Below are 17,779 nucleotides of genomic sequence, written 5' to 3' on the forward strand. Positions count from 1 at the left end.
ATTTGATTGCTAAACCACCAATTTTTGAATAATTTCTGATGCGATTATGGCACCGTCTGCATTTACTTGGTTTCGTTTTGATTCAAGTTTTTCTAAAATTAATTCTTCTAGTCTGTAAATGTCTTCAAAATAAAACCCCTCTTCTTTTGCATTGTCTTCTTGTTCAAAATGCCCTTTGATTGGTATGAATATTGCTGGTGTTCCGTAAGCTTTTGCTTCATCGATTGTCGATTTTCCTGCCAAAGAAATTAGAACATCAGCTGCAAAAATCAACTCATGCAAATTATCCACAAATCCTAAGTTTTTTACATTTTCAAATTTTTTGGTTACTGCTGGTCCTGAAACTAGAACTATATCTACATCTTGATTAATTTTTGAAAGAACTTTTAATGCTTTTTCAATTAGAAACAATCCTGCATCAGTTCCTCCTATGGATATGATGATTGTCTTTTTATCAAAACCAAATTTTTCTCTTAATTCTTCTCTATTATTTTTTGTTTGTCTAACTATTGGACCCACTCTTTTGATGTTATCTTCATCTTTTCCTTTTTCAGGAAAAATTACTAGATCACATTTTTTGATTATTTCTTGCATTGATTTGTTCATTTTTTTTTCAATAAATGATGCTATTCCTTTAGTGAAATGCGTTTCTAAAACATCCGTTATCAGAACTGTAGGAATTTTTATCTCTTGTGAAATAGTTAATGATGCAAAATCTTCGTCACTGATTACCAAATCAGGCTGATTCTTTTGTAGAATTTTTTCGGAAATGCTTTTACAATCCCTGTAGTATTGATAATAATTCCATAACCATTTTATTGGACTCTTTAATGTTCCATTCTCAATCATAAATGATGGTGGATTGTATACGTCGTGTACATTGTAATCTAATTTTTTTAGAATTTTTGCAGCTCCACTGCCTGTAATAAAATTTGTTGAAACATTTTCAAAATTATTTGCAATTGCAATATCTCGAGTAACATGTCCTAAACCAATTGGACTAGAAAAGAAACTAAAAACATTCATGATTTTCTCATGTTTTAATCAAATTTCTAGATTTTTACCTGTCTCAAAGTTTAAATGGATTTTAACAAGGTAGGTTTCTGGGCTCATAGTCCAGGTCGGTTATGACGTCGCCCTTACACGGCGAAGATCCGGGGTTCAAATCCCCGTGGGCCCATTTTTAATAATTATCTGTGACTGAATTTACATCTAATAATAAAAGATTGGGCCAAAATATGCCCAATCCTTGGACGCTGGTAAACTATGACAAATAACTCTTGTAGGAATACCATTTTTTCATAAAGTGATTTTGCTTAAAAGAGAATAGTAGAAATTATCAGTACGATCTAAATACTATTTTGAAAAACATGTTGTAATTGGAGCTGTCACCAAACAACTAATCGTTTTTGGTCTTAAGATCCAATTTTATTTATTCCTCAAAATTATTGAATAACAAATATCAAACAACTGTTCAAAAATCTCTACAGAATAGAGTGATTTTCTTTCTATTCGTTTATTGTTATATCACATCAAAAACTGGCTGTTTGTAATTCATATCCACTAGTTTACATGTAGAATGTATTTGCTCATCTGTAAAATAATGACATTTTTTACATTTGAATTTAATTGGCTCTCTACAAACTGAACATGTTTGGTTCACATCCATTTCAATTCCACATTTTCTACATGAATCCATTTTCATGACTAACTTATTTCATAATTCCCTATTATCCATGGTCAGCTATTAAGCTTACTTGTAATCTCCATGTTTTACCATGTTCTATCTAACTCCATCACTAACTATAATCATGAAAAACCAACAAATCTCAAACTGGGATAAAATGGTACACGCTCCATTCAAAAAAGTCATAAAATTTGACCTCCTCTGCATGGGAATAGGTGCAGTAATAGGAATGGGAATAGGTGCCTACTCTGTTGCTAGCGGTATATTCAGCTAGCAACAATTTCTTTTTTATAATAATGAATTATGAATAGTGTTATGCAATTCCAATCTGTTGAACCGTCATACACCTCAAAGGATGGATGTAGATTAGTTTGGCAAGGTATAGATGAAGATGATACTGATGTAATAATTCTCAACAAAACAGAATTGAATAATCTTGTTGAAATTTTCAAAAATAATTCAGTAGGTGAAGTGGAACTAGAAGATCAAACAAGCTTTATTAGAATTAATTCCGATGTTACACAGTTTATCTTAACAAATCATAGATTACTTGAAGCAAAAACAACTGACATTCAAGAGAAACTTTTAGAATTTGCCAAAGTTCCTCATGAACCACAATATGTGTATATTGGAACCAAAGAATTCTATCCGTCTATATGGATTAGAGATGACACCAAAGTCAAAGAAGAAGCTGATTCTAAAGAAACAAAAAAATCTCTGATACAAGCTATTTTGTCATCTGAGCCTGAAAAAATAAGACAGGATCTTTCCCCAACTGATCTGTTTAGAGTATTTTCAACTCGACGTTCTACTAGAAAATTTGATAAAACTAAGGTAGAGGATTGGAAAATTGATAAAATCTTATCAGCTGCAGATGTAGCACCTTCTGCTGGAAACTTTCAAGGATTTCAGGTATTTCTAATCAAAAATAAAACAACAAAGGAAGCACTTGTTGAAGCTGCAAACAATCAACCTTATGTTAATGCCCCTGTAGTTCTAGTTTTTTGTATGGATCCTTCAAGAGTCAAACTCAAATTCCCCTCAGAAATTCTTGATAAATTCTCATTACAGGATGCAACAATTGCTGCAGCATTCTCATTACTTGCTGCTTCAGGAGTGGGGTTGAGTACTATTTGGATAGGAATGTTTGATGAAGATAAAGTCAAAAAGATTTTGGGTACTGATCTTAGACCATCATCCATTTTATGTATTGGATATCCTGACAAGAAAAAACCTCCAAAATCAAGAAGAAAACTCAAAGATCTCATCAAAGTGATTGAATAACTTACAATCCTTTTTATCTTGCATTGAGTATTATTCTTGATGACTGATCTTATAGATAAGACTGCAGATTATGTTTTAGAGCTTGCAAGTTCACAACGGTTAAGCATTTTGATTGGATTGCTTGCAAAAAATAATACCCCTACTGCTTTTGCAAAAGAAATTGATGCAACAAAACAAGAGGTCCATAGAAATTTCTTACGCTTAGAAAAAGCAGGATTAATTAAAAAAAATGTTGGTGGAAAATATTCTCTAACCACATTTGGACAAACTATTTGTACACAGGTTCCATCACTTGTATTTTTCTCCAAGAATAGAAAATATTTTGAAGAGCATAACTTTGGAGATGTTCCTCACAAGTTTCAGATGCGTTGTGGTCAACTTGCAAATGCACAATACATCAAAGGAGTTTCAAAAGTTTTAGAACAGTGGAAAATAATTTACAAAAATTCTGAGCAATATGTCTATGAGATTCTATCTGATGTTCCTTTGGATTTGATAGAGCCTTTAGTAAAGAAAATCAAAAAAGGAGTGAAATTCAACTATGTTTTTTCAGAATCTGCAATTGTTCCCAAAGGGCGAAAAACTCTTCTAAAAAAATTGGGATTTGATAAATTAATAGAAAAAGGCCTAATTGAGCGTAAAATGGAAAAAAATGTCCAAACTGTGGTTGTTCTAAATGAAAAAGAAGCCTGTTTGATGTTTCCTACTCTTGATGGTGAATCTGACATTAGTGAGATGTTTTATTCAGATGATCCAATGTTCCATGAGTGGTGTCTTGACTATTTTAGATACTGTTGGTATGGATCTGACATATTTAGAGAAAATAAGCTAAAAGAATAATGAATTTTTTTCTATATAGTATATGGAACTAATGTAATCTATGACTAGCATTTGTAAATAAAATTTTCAAACCAGTTTAATCAATGAAGACAAAAACATCGTTACTGATTTTATTAACTGCACTTGGAGCTATAGTTACTCCATTATACGCAGAAGCAGCAACATCCCCTGATGTACCTGATCCAAATCAAGAATTTACTTTGACTGGCGCAGGAGCAACATTCCCATTTCCACTCATCGATCTATGGAGAGTTGAATACAACAATGTATACAACAACGTAAATCTAAACTATCAATCAATTGGCAGTGGCGGTGGAATAAAACAGCATATTGAAAAAACTGTAAATTTTGCAGCATCAGATAAACCCATGAGTCAAAAAGAAAGAGACATTGCAACAGGAACATTACATATTCCAGAGTCAATTGGAGGCGTTACTGTTGTTTATAATCTTCCTGAAGTTCCAAACAAAGGTCTAAAGCTTACAGCAGAAGCCGTTTCAAAAATTTTCTTAGGAGAAATTACAAGATGGAATGATCCTATAATAGCTTCACAGAATCCGGGATTAAATCTCCCTGATCATGAAATTGTTACAGCACATAGATCCGATGGTTCAGGAACCACTTTCATATTTACAGATTATCTGGCTACTGTTAGTCCAAAATGGGATGAACAGATAGGAAAAGGAAAATCTGTACCATGGCCTTCAGGTCTTGCAGCTGCAGGAAATGAAGGTGTTGCAGGTATTGTAAAGTCCACCGAATACTCAATTGGCTATATTGAACTTGCGTATGCATTCCAAACCGGAATGAGTTTTGCATCAATACAAAATGCAGATAAAACTGCCTTTATTGAGCCTACGCTAGACAGTATTTCTGCTGCATCTAGTGGAGTAGCAGATACTTTACCTTCATCTGAAGATAGTTGGGTTGATGTATCGTTAGTTAATGCACCAGGATCTGATTCATATCCTATTGCAAGTTTTACGTACTTGCTAGTCTATGATGATCTAAAATCTGTAACTGATAGCAAAGCACAAGCAAAAGCTGTCATCCATATGATATATTGGATGATTACTGATGGACAAGAATTCTCATCTAGTTTACTATATGTTCCACTTGCAGATAAAGTGGTAGAACTTGGTAAACATGGTCTCTCCCAAGTAACCTATGATGGAGAAACTCTTTGGAATTATGAAGCTGATGCAAGTACAGATTTGGGAATTCCACAATGGATTAGAGATAATGCAAAGTGGTGGTCTGAAGGATTGATAACTGATCAAGACTATATCAATGGATTACAATATCTAATCCAACAAGGCATTCTCAAAGTCTAATTTTTTTCTATTTTTTATTTTTTTAAGATTCTTCAATAACACTTTGCACTGTTTCATCTATCGCAATTTCAGAAATATCTCTTGAATATTCTGCAGTTCTTCTAATATCTTCTAAAATCAATTTTATAATTGCTATATTGTCACTTGGTTTAAGAGAATCCATTAGACTTTTCTCTTTTTCTATTACTTTGGTTACACTTGATGCAACTTTTTCTGCCATCTCATAATCTCTTTTTGAAAGTGCAGAAACCGAATTTTCAAAAACAGTCAATGATTCTTTGCTAATGTTGTCAATTTCTTTTAGAATTTTTTTATCTATTGGTGAATTTAGATATTTTACTTTTTTTGCAATTAGTCCTGCATGATCTGCAATTCTTTCAACACATTTTACAACTGTTCTGTATCCAAGACAATCTGAGGGTTTTTCGAGCCCAGAATCTAGCAAAACTTGCACGTTTTCTAATGATAAATTTAGGTTTCTCATCAAATAAAGACTAAATCTGTCTACTTCATCATCCATTTTGAGAACTTCTTCTGATTGTTCTACATCTAATTCTTTTAATGCCTCTATGGCATCTTGATGCATATTTGTTGCAGTAATGTACATTCTCTTTAATGCAACATCAAATGATAGTTGTGCAAGTTGTGTTAAAACTTGTAAAACTATTTTCTCAGAACTTGCCTCAATAATCTCTGTACCCATTAATGTGGTTCTTACTAAATCTCTAATGGCTCCTCTATGTCCACTGGTAATTTCTATGCCTTTTGTTTTAATCTCAATAGTTTTGTATCCTGAAAGATAAATTGCAATAATTTTTCTTCTTAGAGATTCCTTTGTATCTTTTTTTCCAATTAATGCAATTGCATTTGTTTTTTTACTTTGTTCTTCTTGAAATAATGTTATTGAATCATTACGATTTTTTATTAGGGTGACATTGGAATTTTTTTTTAACCCTAATTCATCAATCCATGTTTTTGGTAATGACACAGTATATGTGGAGCCACCAGTTACTTGTAATCGTCTAAATTGCTTAATTTCTGACATTATTTTCTGTGATCGTAGTTGTATTTTTGTAATTATACTACTTCTGATTATAAACTATATAGATCTACATCTAAATCATATTCTACATAATTTATGATCATTTTTTAGATAACACTATTTTTGGAACAAAAATTGTGGTTAGAGCAAGACTAAAACCAGAAAAACCTGGAAAGCTCCCAATTTCTGATAAAGTTTTCAAAATCGGTGCAACCCTTGCAGGTGTTTATGTTTTAATCATGATTGCATTATTGGTTTTTCAATTATTTTCTGAATCTTATCCAATTTGGGAAGAAGACGGTTTATCCTTCATTGTAGGAACTGATTGGAATGCAGTTGAAGATCGTGAATCCTTTGGAGCGTTACCTTACATCTTGGGAACTTTGGCTACTGCAGCACTTGCTATGGCAATAGGGGTCCCTCTTAGTCTTGGGATTGCAATGTTTATCTCAGATGCTCCTGCAAAAATTGGTGGACCATTAGGTTTTCTAGTTGAATTATTGGCTGCAGTTCCAAGTGTAATTTATGGACTGTGGGGTCTTTTTGTTTTTAGAATTTATTTTAAAGATTGGATTGAAAAACCCCTTCATGATGCATTTGGAGATTCTATTTGGTTATTTTCTGGTACTCCATTTGGATTAGACATTATCACTGCAAGTGTAATTTTAGCCATTATGATTATTCCTACTGTTTCTGCGGTTTCACGAGAAATCATGAAAGCAGTTCCTCAACAACAAAAAGAAGCAGCATACATGTTAGGAGCAACAAAATGGGAAATGTTTAGACTTGCTGTATTTCCATATTCTAAAACTGGTTTAATTGGTGCATCAATACTTGGATTGGGAAGAGCTGTTGGTGAAACTATGGCAGTAACTATGTTAATTGGAAATGCAACTGGCATTGCAGCAATCCCATCATCTTTTTTCAAACCAAGTCAAACCATGTCAAGTATTATTGCAAATGAATTTGTTGAAGCGTCACCTGCATCATTACATCTTCCAGCATTAATTGGAGTTGCATTAGTTTTGTTGTTAATAGCAATAGTGATCAATGTAGTTGCACATATTCTTGTTACTAGAATGCTCAAAGTTAAAGAAGGTGCAATCAATAATTGACCACAACACAAGAACGTCGACAGGAATATCGAGCTTTATTCAAATCAAACGTAGAAAAAAGATTACTTGTAGATAAAGCTGTTAGAATAATTGTATTTGCTTGTGTAATAATTGCAATAATTCCACTAGGGAGTATCTTAGTTGAAGTTTTCAAAAATGGTGCTGCAGCATTAAGTTATGAATTTCTAACTGAAACCCCTGGCGCGATTGGTTCCGGTGAAGGAGGAATTGGACCTGCAATTCAAGGAACTCTGATAATAATTGGGTTATCTAGTTTGATTGGAGTTCCAATTGGCGTGATGTCTGGTATCTATCTATCTGAATATGGGGACAATAAGCTTGCCAAATCCATTAGATTCTTCAATGATGTCTTTATGGAGTTTCCCTCTATTGTACTTGGAATCTTTGCGTTTTTGATGATCGTTTTGATTTTAGGTCATTTTTCAGTTTGGGCTGGTGCTTTTGCATTGTCTTTGATTATGTTTCCAATTGTTGCACGTACTACAGAAGAATCTCTAAAGATGGTTCCTGTAACTTATCGGGAAGCTGGAACTGCATTAGGCTTAAAAAAATGGGTAATTACGTTTAGAATTGTAATTTCTGCTGCCAAAAATGGTATGATAACTGGAATTTTACTTTCTGTTTCTAGAATCGGTGGAGAAACTGCACCATTGATCATGACTATTCTTGGAAGTAGTCAATTCTTTAGCAGCATGGATGTTCCAATGGATGCATTGCCTTTGCGAATTTGGAGATTATCTTTACTACCATATGATAGTGCACAACTCCAAGGATGGGGCTCTGCTTTGGTTTTGATAATAATCATTCTAGGAATTAATTTGGGAATACGATATTACTTTGCAAATAAAAGAGGTCATGGATTGATCGGGAGATTAATTAAACAAGGAGTGTCTAAACAAAAATGACTGCATTAAGTATGCCCCCACAAAACATTACAACTTCTAATGATATTTCTTCTTCTACACCTGAAGTTGAAAAGAAATACAAAATGATTGCTGAAGATGTTACAATTCGTTATGGTGATTTTATTGGAGTAAAGAACATCACAATGAAATTTCCAGAAAAATCTGTTACAGCTTTAATTGGCCCTTCTGGATGTGGAAAGACTACTTTTCTTAGATGTCTAAACCGAATGCATGATATGACAAAAAATGCATCAGTTACAGGAAAAGTAATGATTGATGATATTGATCTTTATGATAAATCCATTGATCCTATTTACCATAGAAGAAAAGTTGGAATGGTATTCCAAAAACCAAATCCTTTTCCAACTATGTCTATTTATGATAATGTAGTTGCTGGTCTAAAACTAAATGGTGTAAGAGATAAAAAAATTCTTGATGAAATTGTAGAAGATTCATTGAAAATGGCATATCTTTGGGACGAAGTTAAAGATGATTTAAAAAAATCTGCTATAGAATTGTCTGGAGGCCAACAACAACGACTTTGTATTGCACGAGCATTGGCAATTCAGCCAGAAGTATTGTTGATGGATGAACCTGCATCAGCACTTGATCCTATTGCCACACAAAAAATTGAAGAAACAATAACAGAATTAAAAAAAGATTACACGATAATTATAGTCACTCACAACATGCAACAGGCAGTTAGAGTATCTGATTATACTGGATTTATGTATCTTGGAGATTTAATTGAATTTAGAGAGACAAAAAAACTATTCACTGATCCAAAAAATGAATTAACTGCAAAATATGTCCAGGGCCAATTTGGATAATGACTAGATTAATCGATCCTTCACTTGAAAAACTATCTCAAATAATGTCTGAGATGGGTGACATGGCCATAGAATGTGTTTCACTTGCAGTTGATACGTATCTTGAAGGAAAAGATAATCACAATGAAGTTTATGAATTATCTGACTCAATTCGTAACAAGTACTTTGAAGTAGAAGATTTAATTTTTGATATGTTGTTAAAATATCAACCTGTTGCTGATGATTTTAGAATGATTCGCTCTTCAACTGAAATATCTTATGCATTTTCAAGATTTGGAAGATATGCTTATGATATAACTGAAGTAAGAGACTTGTTTGGAGATATTTCTGAATGTACAAATGCATCATTGCTTGAAATTACAAAAAAAGTAAAACACATGATAAAAGAAGCTGTTCTCTCTTTTGCACAACTAGATGTTAGAAAAGCTGTAAAAATTCAAGAAGATGAAGCATTCATTGATAAAATGTACAAAGAAAGATTGCCCAAACTTATTGAATCAAATAATACCAAATGTGCTTTAGCTGAAGCATTACTCTTACGTTATCTTGAGAGGATTGGAGATCATGCAGTTTTCATGAGTGATGCTATCAACTATATTGTTACAGGAAAACACAAACCTAGTGAAAAAAGAATTGCATCTCACACTGATTATTCTTAATCAAAATCCGTGAAATTCAGACCATTGATGCTCTAATTTGTAAATTATCTTCCAAGCTAATCTGTCTATGTTGACGCTAGGCTCAGCAGTAACCATAATCACATACTTTCCAATTGGAAAACTCATCATGACTACATTTTCTCTTCTTGAAGATGAATATTTCACTCTGCCTAAACTTGCATCAAATCCTTGTCGATTTCCTACTCTATGTGCTAATTCTTGATACATTTGTTTTCTTCTTGCATCATTTTCAAAAGGAACTACATCTTCTCTAAAATCTCCTACAATCAATTCTCCTGAACTATCAATTAATCCACAAAATCGAATTTCTGGCTCAGTCAAAATATCTTTAATGTTCTTTTTAATTTCTTCAATAGGAAATTGTTTGTCTGCCATATAATGAAAACATCTTCATTATATTTAACGGAATTTGATTTATCTTAAATGGGATTTTAATTTAAAAATTAAATGATTAGAGTTTATCACTAAATCTAGATTTGAATTTGTCCACTCTATTTTGAGTATGATACTCATCAGGATATGAGTTTCTATGTGATCTTTTTCTCATCTCCTCTTCATGCTCTTTTCGTGCATGATGAAGCCTGTCTTTTTCATGAATGAATTCTTTGCCACATTTTTGACATTTTACAATAGTTTTATGATGTTCATGTCTGACATGTACAACTAAATCTTCGTGATTCGAAAATTTTGCATCACATTGAATACAATTATTTTTTTTACTAAACGGATTTTTCAAATTTATACAAAAATATAAGACAATATCTTACAAATAATCTCAAATGATCAATTTCTTAATTGAGAATCAATTTTACTCTTAATATGGGATGATTTTAGGTTTTTTTCATGGATCTTAACAAAATTCTAGTACCAATTGATGGTTCAAAAAAATCCTTTGAAGCCCTAGATAGAGCATTAACTCTTGCAGGATTTACTCATGGTCAGGTAACTGGTATTCATGTAATACCTCATGTAGTTGATGGGGGACCAAGAACAAAGGCATTTGATAAACAACTAGAAGACGATGCAAAAATAATCCTAAAAAAAGCAGAAAAACGTGCAGGAAACAAGAATGTAAAATTCACCACAAAAATCCTTAGAGGCTCTCCTGGGCATGTAACACTACATACTGCCAAAACCGGAAAATTTGATCATATAGTAATGAGTACAACTGGTTCTGGTTCTGCAACAAAGGACATGATAGGAAGTGTATCAAATCATGTTCTTCAAAAATCCAAAATCCCTGTATATCTAATCAAGTAGTTTGGAGAACTGAATTGTCTGATTTAATTTCTATTTTACAAAAACCAATTACCATTGAAAAAAATGCCTCTCTTAGTCATGCGATTTCAGAACTACTAAAAAATAAAATTAGTAGATTGATAGTGACTGAAAATGGTTCTTCTGTTGGAATAATTACAGAAAAAGATGTTGGATTATTTTTACTTGAAGACGATTCAGAAAAAAATCTTGATGAAATTCCTATTTCACAAATAATGAACATTTTGACTTCTGTAAATGAATCCATGAGTGTTGAAAAATGTGTAGAAATTATGCTTGAAAAGGAAATTGGTTCTTTGGGTGTTACCTCCAGTCAAAAAGGTCTCATTGGAATTATTACTAAAACTGACATTGCTCGATATTATATCCAAAACTATGCAAACAAACATACCGTTGGAGATGTCATGACGATATCTTACGTTTCTTTGGATTATGAAACTAGCCTTAGACATGTTGTATCTGAAATGATTGAACAAAAAATATCTAGAATTTTCTTAAAAAACCAAGACAATGAACCTCAAGGAATCATGACATTTCGTGACTTGTTTCATGTTGCACTAGAACAAGGCAATACTGATGCTGTACTGGATAGTTCTGATCCTGCAATATCAGTTGTATTTACAAGAAAAGGATTTCTATCTGACTCGGGATTTGGAAATACAATTAAAGCAAAAGATGTCATGACTAGTAATTTTGAATCTGTAGATTTCAATGAAGATCTTACTGTAGCTTGTGAAGAAATGATTCAGAATAAAATTAATGGAGTTGGTGTACGAATTAATGGAAAACTTGGTGGTGTTGTAAGTAAAACTGACATCTTAAAAGCTATTTACATTGATAACAGATCAAAATAATAGAATTCTTGAATTAATTTTATCCTATTTTACAACAGCTTTTGCTTTGTAAACCTCTTGCAATCCACCAAATTGAAAAAATCAATACTCCTACTGAAATGAATTTCAATTCTAATCCCTGCATTGGAAATAATGATAATCCTCCTACAGCACCTAAAATTACTGCTAGAGGTGCAGTACAAGCTGGACATCCAGGAGTAAATGCAGCAAATGCTCCTCCTAATATTGTTGAAGAATTTGATTTAACAGAATTCATCATTTTCATTCTTTTAATTTTGAATGCCATCATTGCAAAGTTGATTCCAGCTAATGCTGATATTGAAATTGTTAGTCCTACTGATGTAATTATGTAACTTGGCATTATTTCCATTGTAGTTCCTAAATGAGAAGGAAGCATTGACATTGTCAAAAAATAGTAGATTATTCCTAATCCTGTTCCACTAATTATTGCAATAGATGCATATCTCTTTGTTGTAAGAACATTTGAAATTAATTGTAATTTGCTTACCAAGCAGGTTGATTTACAATTCATCATATTTTAACTATATTTGACTAACCAAAGATTCTTAGCCATAAACTGCATGTCAAAAACATGACAGAATTATCATCTGAAGAGAAGACCATAATTGTTCAGTACGGGATAAAAAAATATGAAAATGAAGCAATAGTAACTGAGAAACTCAAATCTGTCATGTCTGAAAAAGATATTCAAAGAAATATTGACACTCTGCTTGGAACTCAACGAGTAAGGAGAATTGGACCTGAAATTCTCCAAAATAATGAGAGTCATACTGAATTGCCAGAACTTCCAGACCATCTTAAATCCGTAATTGATAGTCTTTAGTTTGAAAAATTCTTAAACTACTATAATCAAAGATTTTGATATGAATAAAATAGTTTTATTTTCTAGCATTTTGACTTTAACTTTCCTTTTGTCTTTTTCTCTTGACTCTGCTTTTGCACATCCACATTCAGGGCAAGTTCTAATCAATGATCATACACATGAATCCCAAACTGAAACGATTCCTCTAAATGGAAATATTGCACTTGAAAAAACATCTCTCTTTTTCCACACTCCTGAAGATAATGCATTGCCATGGGCATTTGTTGAAGGAAAAATTGCAAATCATGTAGAAGGATACCCAGTAATAATTCAAATTTTCCAAGAAAATGATGCAGTTCACTTTGCCCAGACAGATGTGAATAGTGATGGAAGTTACGAGTATAGATTTAGGGTATTGAGTTCTGATAATGGTGTTACAAGCAAAATATTTGATGGAGATTATTCAGTTAAAATCTTCAAGGTAGTACACCAATATCGCGATAATCTAGCTTAGAATCCACGTAGTCCTTGTGGACGCACAATTTCTGGATGTTGTTTCATCCATTCTACTTTATCTAACATGTCTTGCTTATCTTGAGGGAATGTTCCTTTTACAGTATATGCATTTGAACCATGGTTTACTCTAAAAACAATTTCTTCTTTAGTTTCGATTTGTTTTATCAGATCATAAAGCTCCTCTAATGATTCATCATCATTAATTCTAACAAATTCTCCTTCATACTTGTCAATGAATTCTTGTTTGATTCCATTTTCTAAATAGAGTGTTAAAGCACCTACATAATGTGGTGAGCATGCACTGATAACTTCTGCTGTTCCTTTGATATGTTCTTTAGAATATTTCTTTCCTCCTAATCCCAATATTACCATGCATGACATTATGTATCCAGCTTCTTTTGCTTTGTTTACTGATTTAATGATAGTTTTTGCAATAGCACCTTTTGTCACTTTTTTTAATACAATATCCGAACCACTTTCAATTCCCAAATAAAACATGTCTAATCCTGCTTCATTCATCTTCTTTAATTCCTCAGAAGTTTTCTTTAGAATGTTCATAGGCATTGCATAACAAGAAATTCTTTCAATATTCTGAAATTTTTCTCTAATGTATTTTACAATTTTAATCATGTACTCTGAATCAAGATTAAGTGCATCTCCATCTGCAAGAAATACACGTCTGGTATCTGGAAGATATTCTGCCATCATATCAATTTCAGATTTTACATCATCCCACGATCTTTCAGAATATTCTTTTGATCTATACATATCACAAAATGAACACTCGTTAAATGAACAACCTAAAGTTACTTGAAAGATTAATGATCTAGCTTCTGAAGGAGGTCTGTAAAGAGGTGCATCGTAATTTAACATCATTTTTGATTCATTCAAATTTGTATGATTTGTTTTTTATACTTTCTACTTTGTCTCAGAATACCTTTTAGTAGTAAATGAGAAAGAATTTCATAAATCATGGCTAGTGATCCTGATGCAAAAAGACTCTTGTGGTTTGTTTTTGCAGGTTCTCGTGGGGGATTAAATCGATTAAAAATAATTTCAAAATTAAAAGAAAAACCATTCAACACAAATCAATTATCTAATGAATTAGGTCTTGATTACAAGGCAATTCAGCATCATATACGAGTATTAGAAAAAAATAACATGATTAGTAAAGTTGGAGAGAAATACAATGTAATGTATTTCATCTCAACTTTTCTTGAAGTCAATATGGAGACATTTGAAGAAATTGAAGGAAAATTGGACAAAAGTAAATAAAAGCTCAGCAGGTGTTTTACACTAAATGGAATCTACTTCTTTAGTATTGTCTATTGTCTCAATTGCAAATATGGGAATATTAGGAATTCTAATCTGTATATTTGGAAAAATGTATGCCAAAACCAGAGCTCAGATTCCATTAGGCATGATAGTTGTAGCAGGAATGTTATTTTTACATAATGTCATTGGTGCTTTAGCATATTTTTCAATGGAAGAGATTTTTTCTCATGAAATTTTCCCATATATGTTAGGTGTAGGAATTGCCGAACTTGCAGGATTGATAATATTTTTGAAAATTACATTGGACTAATCTTAGTTTATTTGTAACAGACAATATTCTAGTATGTGTTACAAGAGTATCTAAAACTAAACAAGAATATTCTCATTGCATTTGCAGCATCAATAATTATTTCTGCCATTATTGCTCAAGTTTTATCAGATCAAGAAGATTATCTTAACACAACATATACTACAATTGCTGACTATGTGATTTATTTTTCAGTTTTTAGCAGTCTATTTTATTTAGATAATAGAAAAAAATATCGATTAGAATCCGGCAAAACTGATACTGTAAAACTAAAAGATGATCTTAAAAAATTAATTACTTCATTAGGTGTTGCTGAAGTTGTATATACTGTTGCTAGATGGGCATTACAATACTATTTTCTGACAATAAACTATGATCCATACCTAGCATCAATAATGTCTCAAGGAATCTCTACAATTATTTACATGATAGTTCTAAATCTTATTGTAAAGATAACGAGGCTGTATAAAGATGGGAATTAGTATCTATGTTGATGGTTCTGGTGGAACAGATAGTGGATATGGGTATTTTGTTAAAGAAACCGGGGAATCATTTTATGAAAAAAAACCTGATTTGACTAATAATCAGGCAGAATATCTAGCAATAATCTCAGCTTTAAACAAGTATGTAGATTTAGATCAAGAAGTAAAAATTTACAGTGATTCAAAAAATACTGTAAACCAACTAAATCATGAATTTGCAATAAATAATGAAGAATTAAGAAATTTAGCTAGAGAAGCATGGGAGATAATTGGAAAATATTCCAATCTTTCTATAATTTGGGTTCCAAGAAAAGAGAATCTGGCCGGAAAAATGCTGGGAAGCTAAAAATCAGAGATCAGGAATTTTCGAGAATAACTTTATTATACAAAATCCTTAGATTCAACATACATGGCAGAATCTGTCTTTTTATCTCCAAAATCTATTGCAGTAATTGGTGCATCAGATAAGAGAGGAAGTGTAGGTGCTACAATTACATCAAATATTATGAATGGTTTCAAAGGTACTGTTTATCCAATTAGTCCATCACGAGATACTGTATTTTACAAAAAAGCTTACAAAACTGTTTTAGATGTTCCAAAATCCATTGACTTGGCAGTAATTGTTATCAAAAATACTTTGGTAGCTCCTGTCCTGGAAGAATGTGGCAAGAAAAAAGTCAAAGGTGTTATCATAATTACAGCAGGTTTCAAAGAAGTTGATGAAGAAGGTGCAAAGAGAGAACAAGAAATTAAAGACATTGCAAAAAAATACAAAATCCAAATCATTGGACCAAACTGTCTTGGCGTCATGAATCTTGATCCAAAGACAATGATGAATTCTACTTTCCTTAAAGTTACCCCAAAATCTGGAAAAATTGCACTTGTTTCACAAAGTGGTGCAATATGTGCCGCATTAGTTGAAGATGCAAGCGCTCAAGGAATTGGTTTCTCTGCAGTAGTTAGTCTTGGCAACAAAGCTGCAATGAGCGAAGTTGACGTTCTTAAGATTCTTGCAAACCACAAACAAACCAAAGTCATTGTAATGTATCTTGAAGACATGGGTGATGGTCAAGAATTTCTTAAAGTTTGTAAAAATATTACTAAAAAACTCAAAAAACCAGTACTTGTTCTAAAATCTGGACGTAGTCCAGAGGGTGCAAAGGCTGCAATGTCTCATACAGGAGCATTGATGGGTTCAGATGAAATTTATGATGCATTACTCAAACAGTCTGGTGCAATCAGAGTTGATACAATGGAAGAACTATTTGATTATGCAACAGCATTTTCAAAACAACCACTTCCAACGGCTGGTGGCTTAGTTATTGTATCAAATGCTGGTGGACCTGCAATCATTTCAACTGATGCCTGCTCTAAATCAAGTATTAGAATGGCCAAAATTGATAGTATTCGTCCAAAGATAGATGCAGTAATTCCTCCGTGGGGAAGCTCTAGAAATCCTGTTGACATTGTAGGCGATGCTGATTTTAACAGATTCCATAATGTCTTAGATAGAGTACTAAAACATCCCAAAGTTGGTTCAGTTATTACAATGTGTACTCCTTCTGGGACTCTAAATTATGATAAGCTAGCAGAAGTCATTGTTGCAATGTCAAAAAAATACAAAAAAACAATGCTAGCAAGTTTAATGGGATTAGATGAAGGAATTACAAATAGAGAAATTTTATCCAAAGGAGATGTTCCTTATTACACATATGCAGAAGGAGCAATCAGAACTTTAGCTGCAATGATAAAATTTGCAATTTGGGTAAATACAAAAGAAGGAAAAATTACAAAATTCAAAGTAAACAAAGCTAAAGCAAAGAAAATTTTTGACAAGGTCAAAAAAGAGAAAAGACCAAATCTTCTAGAAGAAGAAGGACAAGAAGTTCTCAAAGCATATGGATTACCTTTACCACAAAGTGCACTTGCTAAAAATGAAGCAGAGGCAATAAAAGTTGCAAAGAAAATTGGATATCCAGTTGTAATGAAAATTGCATCACCGCAAATAATTCACAAGTCTGATGCTGGTGGTGTAAAAGTTAATTTGAAAAATGATAGTGAAATTAAAGAAGCATTTAAGACAATTATCAAAAATGCCAAAAAATACAACAAGAAAGCCGAAATCAAAGGTGTTTTGATTGTGGAAATGGTAAAAGGCGGTAAAGAACTCATTATTGGCTCCAAACTTGAACCAGGCTTTGGACCAGTTATTATGTTAGGCATGGGTGGAATCTATGTCGAAGTTCTAAAAGATGTTACATTCAAACTTGCACCGGTAACTGATAAAGAAGCCGATGACATGATTGCATCAATCAAGACTCAAAAATTACTTCAAGGTGTAAGAGGAGAAAAACCCTCTGATATCACAAAACTTTCTGAATGTATTCAGAGATTATCTCAACTAGTTTCAGACTTTAAAGAGATTAAGGAATTAGACATGAATCCTGTTCTTGTAATGGAGAAAGGTAAGGGTTGCAAAATCCTTGATGTTCGAATAGGACTCTGA

The 17,779-nt window shown here is 32.5% G+C and carries 24 protein-coding genes and 1 tRNA gene; 18 read left to right on the plus strand and 7 right to left on the minus strand.

Annotated elements, in window-relative coordinates; genetic code table 11:
* Positions 1-9: 9 nt before the first annotated feature.
* Entirely contained in the window at positions 10-1,026 is a 1,017-nt protein-coding gene (locus tag K5781_RS02490; RefSeq protein ID WP_297440381.1) for a glycosyltransferase, read from the minus strand.
* Positions 1,027-1,105: 79 nt separating this feature from the next.
* Here K5781_RS02490 and K5781_RS02495 point away from each other — a divergent pair.
* Positions 1,106-1,180, plus strand: a tRNA-Val gene (locus K5781_RS02495).
* Positions 1,181-1,522: 342 nt separating this feature from the next.
* Here the strand turns inward: K5781_RS02495 and K5781_RS02500 are convergent.
* A complete protein-coding gene (locus K5781_RS02500; protein WP_297440383.1) occupies positions 1,523-1,705 on the minus strand; it encodes a hypothetical protein in 183 nt (60 codons plus the stop codon).
* Positions 1,706-1,778: 73 nt separating this feature from the next.
* On the opposite strand from K5781_RS02500, the gene K5781_RS02505 reads away from it, so the two are divergent.
* The 4 genes from K5781_RS02505 to pstS all read left to right on the plus strand — a co-directional run bounded on the left by K5781_RS02505 (position 1,779) and on the right by pstS (position 5,145).
* On the plus strand, positions 1,779-1,961 hold the full coding sequence (locus K5781_RS02505) for a hypothetical protein (RefSeq protein WP_297440883.1): 183 nt from the start codon (positions 1,779-1,781) through the stop codon (positions 1,959-1,961).
* Positions 1,962-2,002: 41 nt separating this feature from the next.
* Positions 2,003-2,971, plus strand: coding sequence for a nitroreductase family protein (locus K5781_RS02510; RefSeq protein WP_297440385.1), 969 nt, complete (start codon positions 2,003-2,005; stop codon positions 2,969-2,971).
* A gap of 39 nt (positions 2,972-3,010) precedes the next feature.
* Positions 3,011-3,811, plus strand: coding sequence for a transcriptional regulator (locus K5781_RS02515; RefSeq protein WP_297440386.1), 801 nt, complete (start codon positions 3,011-3,013; stop codon positions 3,809-3,811).
* A gap of 83 nt (positions 3,812-3,894) precedes the next feature.
* A complete protein-coding gene (gene pstS / locus K5781_RS02520; RefSeq protein WP_297440388.1) occupies positions 3,895-5,145 on the plus strand; it encodes a phosphate ABC transporter substrate-binding protein PstS in 1,251 nt (416 codons plus the stop codon).
* 22 nt (positions 5,146-5,167) lie between these two features.
* On the opposite strand, the gene K5781_RS02525 is transcribed toward pstS, so the two are convergent.
* Complete coding sequence (locus K5781_RS02525; RefSeq protein ID WP_297440390.1) at positions 5,168-6,190, minus strand: phosphate uptake regulator PhoU; 1,023 nt, start codon at positions 6,188-6,190, stop codon at positions 5,168-5,170.
* A 134-nt stretch (positions 6,191-6,324) separates the two neighbouring features.
* On the opposite strand from K5781_RS02525, the gene pstC reads away from it, so the two are divergent.
* From pstC to K5781_RS02545, 4 genes are all read left to right on the plus strand, one after another.
* Positions 6,325-7,302, plus strand: a complete 978-nt coding sequence (gene pstC / locus K5781_RS02530; protein ID WP_297440392.1) for a phosphate ABC transporter permease subunit PstC — start codon at positions 6,325-6,327, stop codon at positions 7,300-7,302.
* Positions 7,299-8,228: a phosphate ABC transporter permease PstA gene (gene pstA, locus K5781_RS02535; protein ID WP_297440394.1), complete on the plus strand. Its 930-nt coding sequence runs from the start codon at positions 7,299-7,301 to the stop codon at positions 8,226-8,228. Before pstC ends, pstA begins: the two co-directional genes overlap by 4 nt.
* A gap of 83 nt (positions 8,229-8,311) precedes the next feature.
* The gene (gene pstB / locus K5781_RS02540) at positions 8,312-9,058 is read left to right on the plus strand and encodes a phosphate ABC transporter ATP-binding protein PstB (RefSeq protein WP_366847867.1); all 747 of its coding nucleotides are present in this window, start codon (positions 8,312-8,314) and stop codon (positions 9,056-9,058) included.
* A complete protein-coding gene (locus tag K5781_RS02545; protein ID WP_297440398.1) occupies positions 9,058-9,717 on the plus strand; it encodes a PhoU domain-containing protein in 660 nt (219 codons plus the stop codon). Before pstB ends, K5781_RS02545 begins: the two co-directional genes overlap by 1 nt.
* Here the strand turns inward: K5781_RS02545 and K5781_RS02550 are convergent, their stop codons facing one another.
* Positions 9,718-10,113, minus strand: a complete 396-nt coding sequence (locus K5781_RS02550) for a DUF6659 family protein (protein ID WP_297440400.1) — start codon at positions 10,111-10,113, stop codon at positions 9,718-9,720. It lies immediately after the preceding gene.
* A 76-nt stretch (positions 10,114-10,189) separates the two neighbouring features.
* Entirely contained in the window at positions 10,190-10,474 is a 285-nt protein-coding gene (locus K5781_RS02555; RefSeq protein WP_297440402.1) for a hypothetical protein, read from the minus strand.
* A gap of 107 nt (positions 10,475-10,581) precedes the next feature.
* Between K5781_RS02555 and K5781_RS02560 the strand changes: the two genes are divergently transcribed.
* Together K5781_RS02560 and K5781_RS02565 are read left to right on the plus strand one after the other, a co-directional pair.
* The gene (locus tag K5781_RS02560) at positions 10,582-10,998 is read left to right on the plus strand and encodes a universal stress protein (RefSeq protein WP_297440404.1); all 417 of its coding nucleotides are present in this window, start codon (positions 10,582-10,584) and stop codon (positions 10,996-10,998) included.
* A 14-nt stretch (positions 10,999-11,012) separates the two neighbouring features.
* The gene (locus K5781_RS02565) at positions 11,013-11,870 is read left to right on the plus strand and encodes a CBS domain-containing protein (protein ID WP_297440406.1); all 858 of its coding nucleotides are present in this window, start codon (positions 11,013-11,015) and stop codon (positions 11,868-11,870) included.
* 19 nt (positions 11,871-11,889) lie between these two features.
* Here the strand turns inward: K5781_RS02565 and K5781_RS02570 are convergent, their stop codons facing one another.
* A complete protein-coding gene (locus K5781_RS02570; protein WP_297440408.1) occupies positions 11,890-12,381 on the minus strand; it encodes a hypothetical protein in 492 nt (163 codons plus the stop codon).
* 81 nt (positions 12,382-12,462) lie between these two features.
* On the opposite strand from K5781_RS02570, the gene K5781_RS02575 reads away from it, so the two are divergent.
* Both K5781_RS02575 and K5781_RS02580 read left to right on the plus strand, forming a co-directional pair.
* Complete coding sequence (locus tag K5781_RS02575) at positions 12,463-12,714, plus strand: hypothetical protein (RefSeq protein ID WP_297440410.1); 252 nt, start codon at positions 12,463-12,465, stop codon at positions 12,712-12,714.
* A gap of 40 nt (positions 12,715-12,754) precedes the next feature.
* A complete protein-coding gene (locus K5781_RS02580) occupies positions 12,755-13,207 on the plus strand; it encodes a hypothetical protein (protein WP_297440412.1) in 453 nt (150 codons plus the stop codon).
* Here the strand turns inward: K5781_RS02580 and K5781_RS02585 are convergent.
* Complete coding sequence (locus K5781_RS02585) at positions 13,204-14,085, minus strand: radical SAM protein (protein WP_366847868.1); 882 nt, start codon at positions 14,083-14,085, stop codon at positions 13,204-13,206. The two genes, K5781_RS02580 and K5781_RS02585, sit on opposite strands and share 4 nt — an antisense overlap.
* Positions 14,086-14,181: 96 nt before the next feature.
* Between K5781_RS02585 and K5781_RS02590 the strand changes: the two genes are divergently transcribed.
* The 5 genes from K5781_RS02590 to K5781_RS02610 all read left to right on the plus strand — a co-directional run bounded on the left by K5781_RS02590 (position 14,182) and on the right by K5781_RS02610 (position 17,779).
* Complete coding sequence (locus K5781_RS02590; RefSeq protein WP_297440416.1) at positions 14,182-14,484, plus strand: winged helix-turn-helix domain-containing protein; 303 nt, start codon at positions 14,182-14,184, stop codon at positions 14,482-14,484.
* Positions 14,485-14,509: 25 nt separating this feature from the next.
* Positions 14,510-14,794 carry a hypothetical protein gene (locus tag K5781_RS02595; RefSeq protein WP_297440418.1) on the plus strand — a complete coding sequence of 95 codons (285 nt, stop codon included), beginning with the start codon at positions 14,510-14,512 and terminating at the stop codon, positions 14,792-14,794.
* Positions 14,795-14,829: 35 nt separating this feature from the next.
* Positions 14,830-15,273 carry a hypothetical protein gene (locus K5781_RS02600; RefSeq protein ID WP_297440420.1) on the plus strand — a complete coding sequence of 148 codons (444 nt, stop codon included), beginning with the start codon at positions 14,830-14,832 and terminating at the stop codon, positions 15,271-15,273.
* Complete coding sequence (locus K5781_RS02605; protein ID WP_297440422.1) at positions 15,263-15,619, plus strand: reverse transcriptase-like protein; 357 nt, start codon at positions 15,263-15,265, stop codon at positions 15,617-15,619. Before K5781_RS02600 ends, K5781_RS02605 begins: the two co-directional genes overlap by 11 nt.
* Positions 15,620-15,682: 63 nt before the next feature.
* Positions 15,683-17,779 carry a 4-hydroxybutyrate--CoA ligase gene (locus K5781_RS02610; protein WP_297440424.1) on the plus strand — a complete coding sequence of 699 codons (2,097 nt, stop codon included), beginning with the start codon at positions 15,683-15,685 and terminating at the stop codon, positions 17,777-17,779.

The organism is Nitrosopumilus sp. (genome assembly GCF_025699255.1).
Lineage (GTDB): Archaea > Thermoproteota > Nitrososphaeria > Nitrososphaerales > Nitrosopumilaceae > Nitrosopumilus.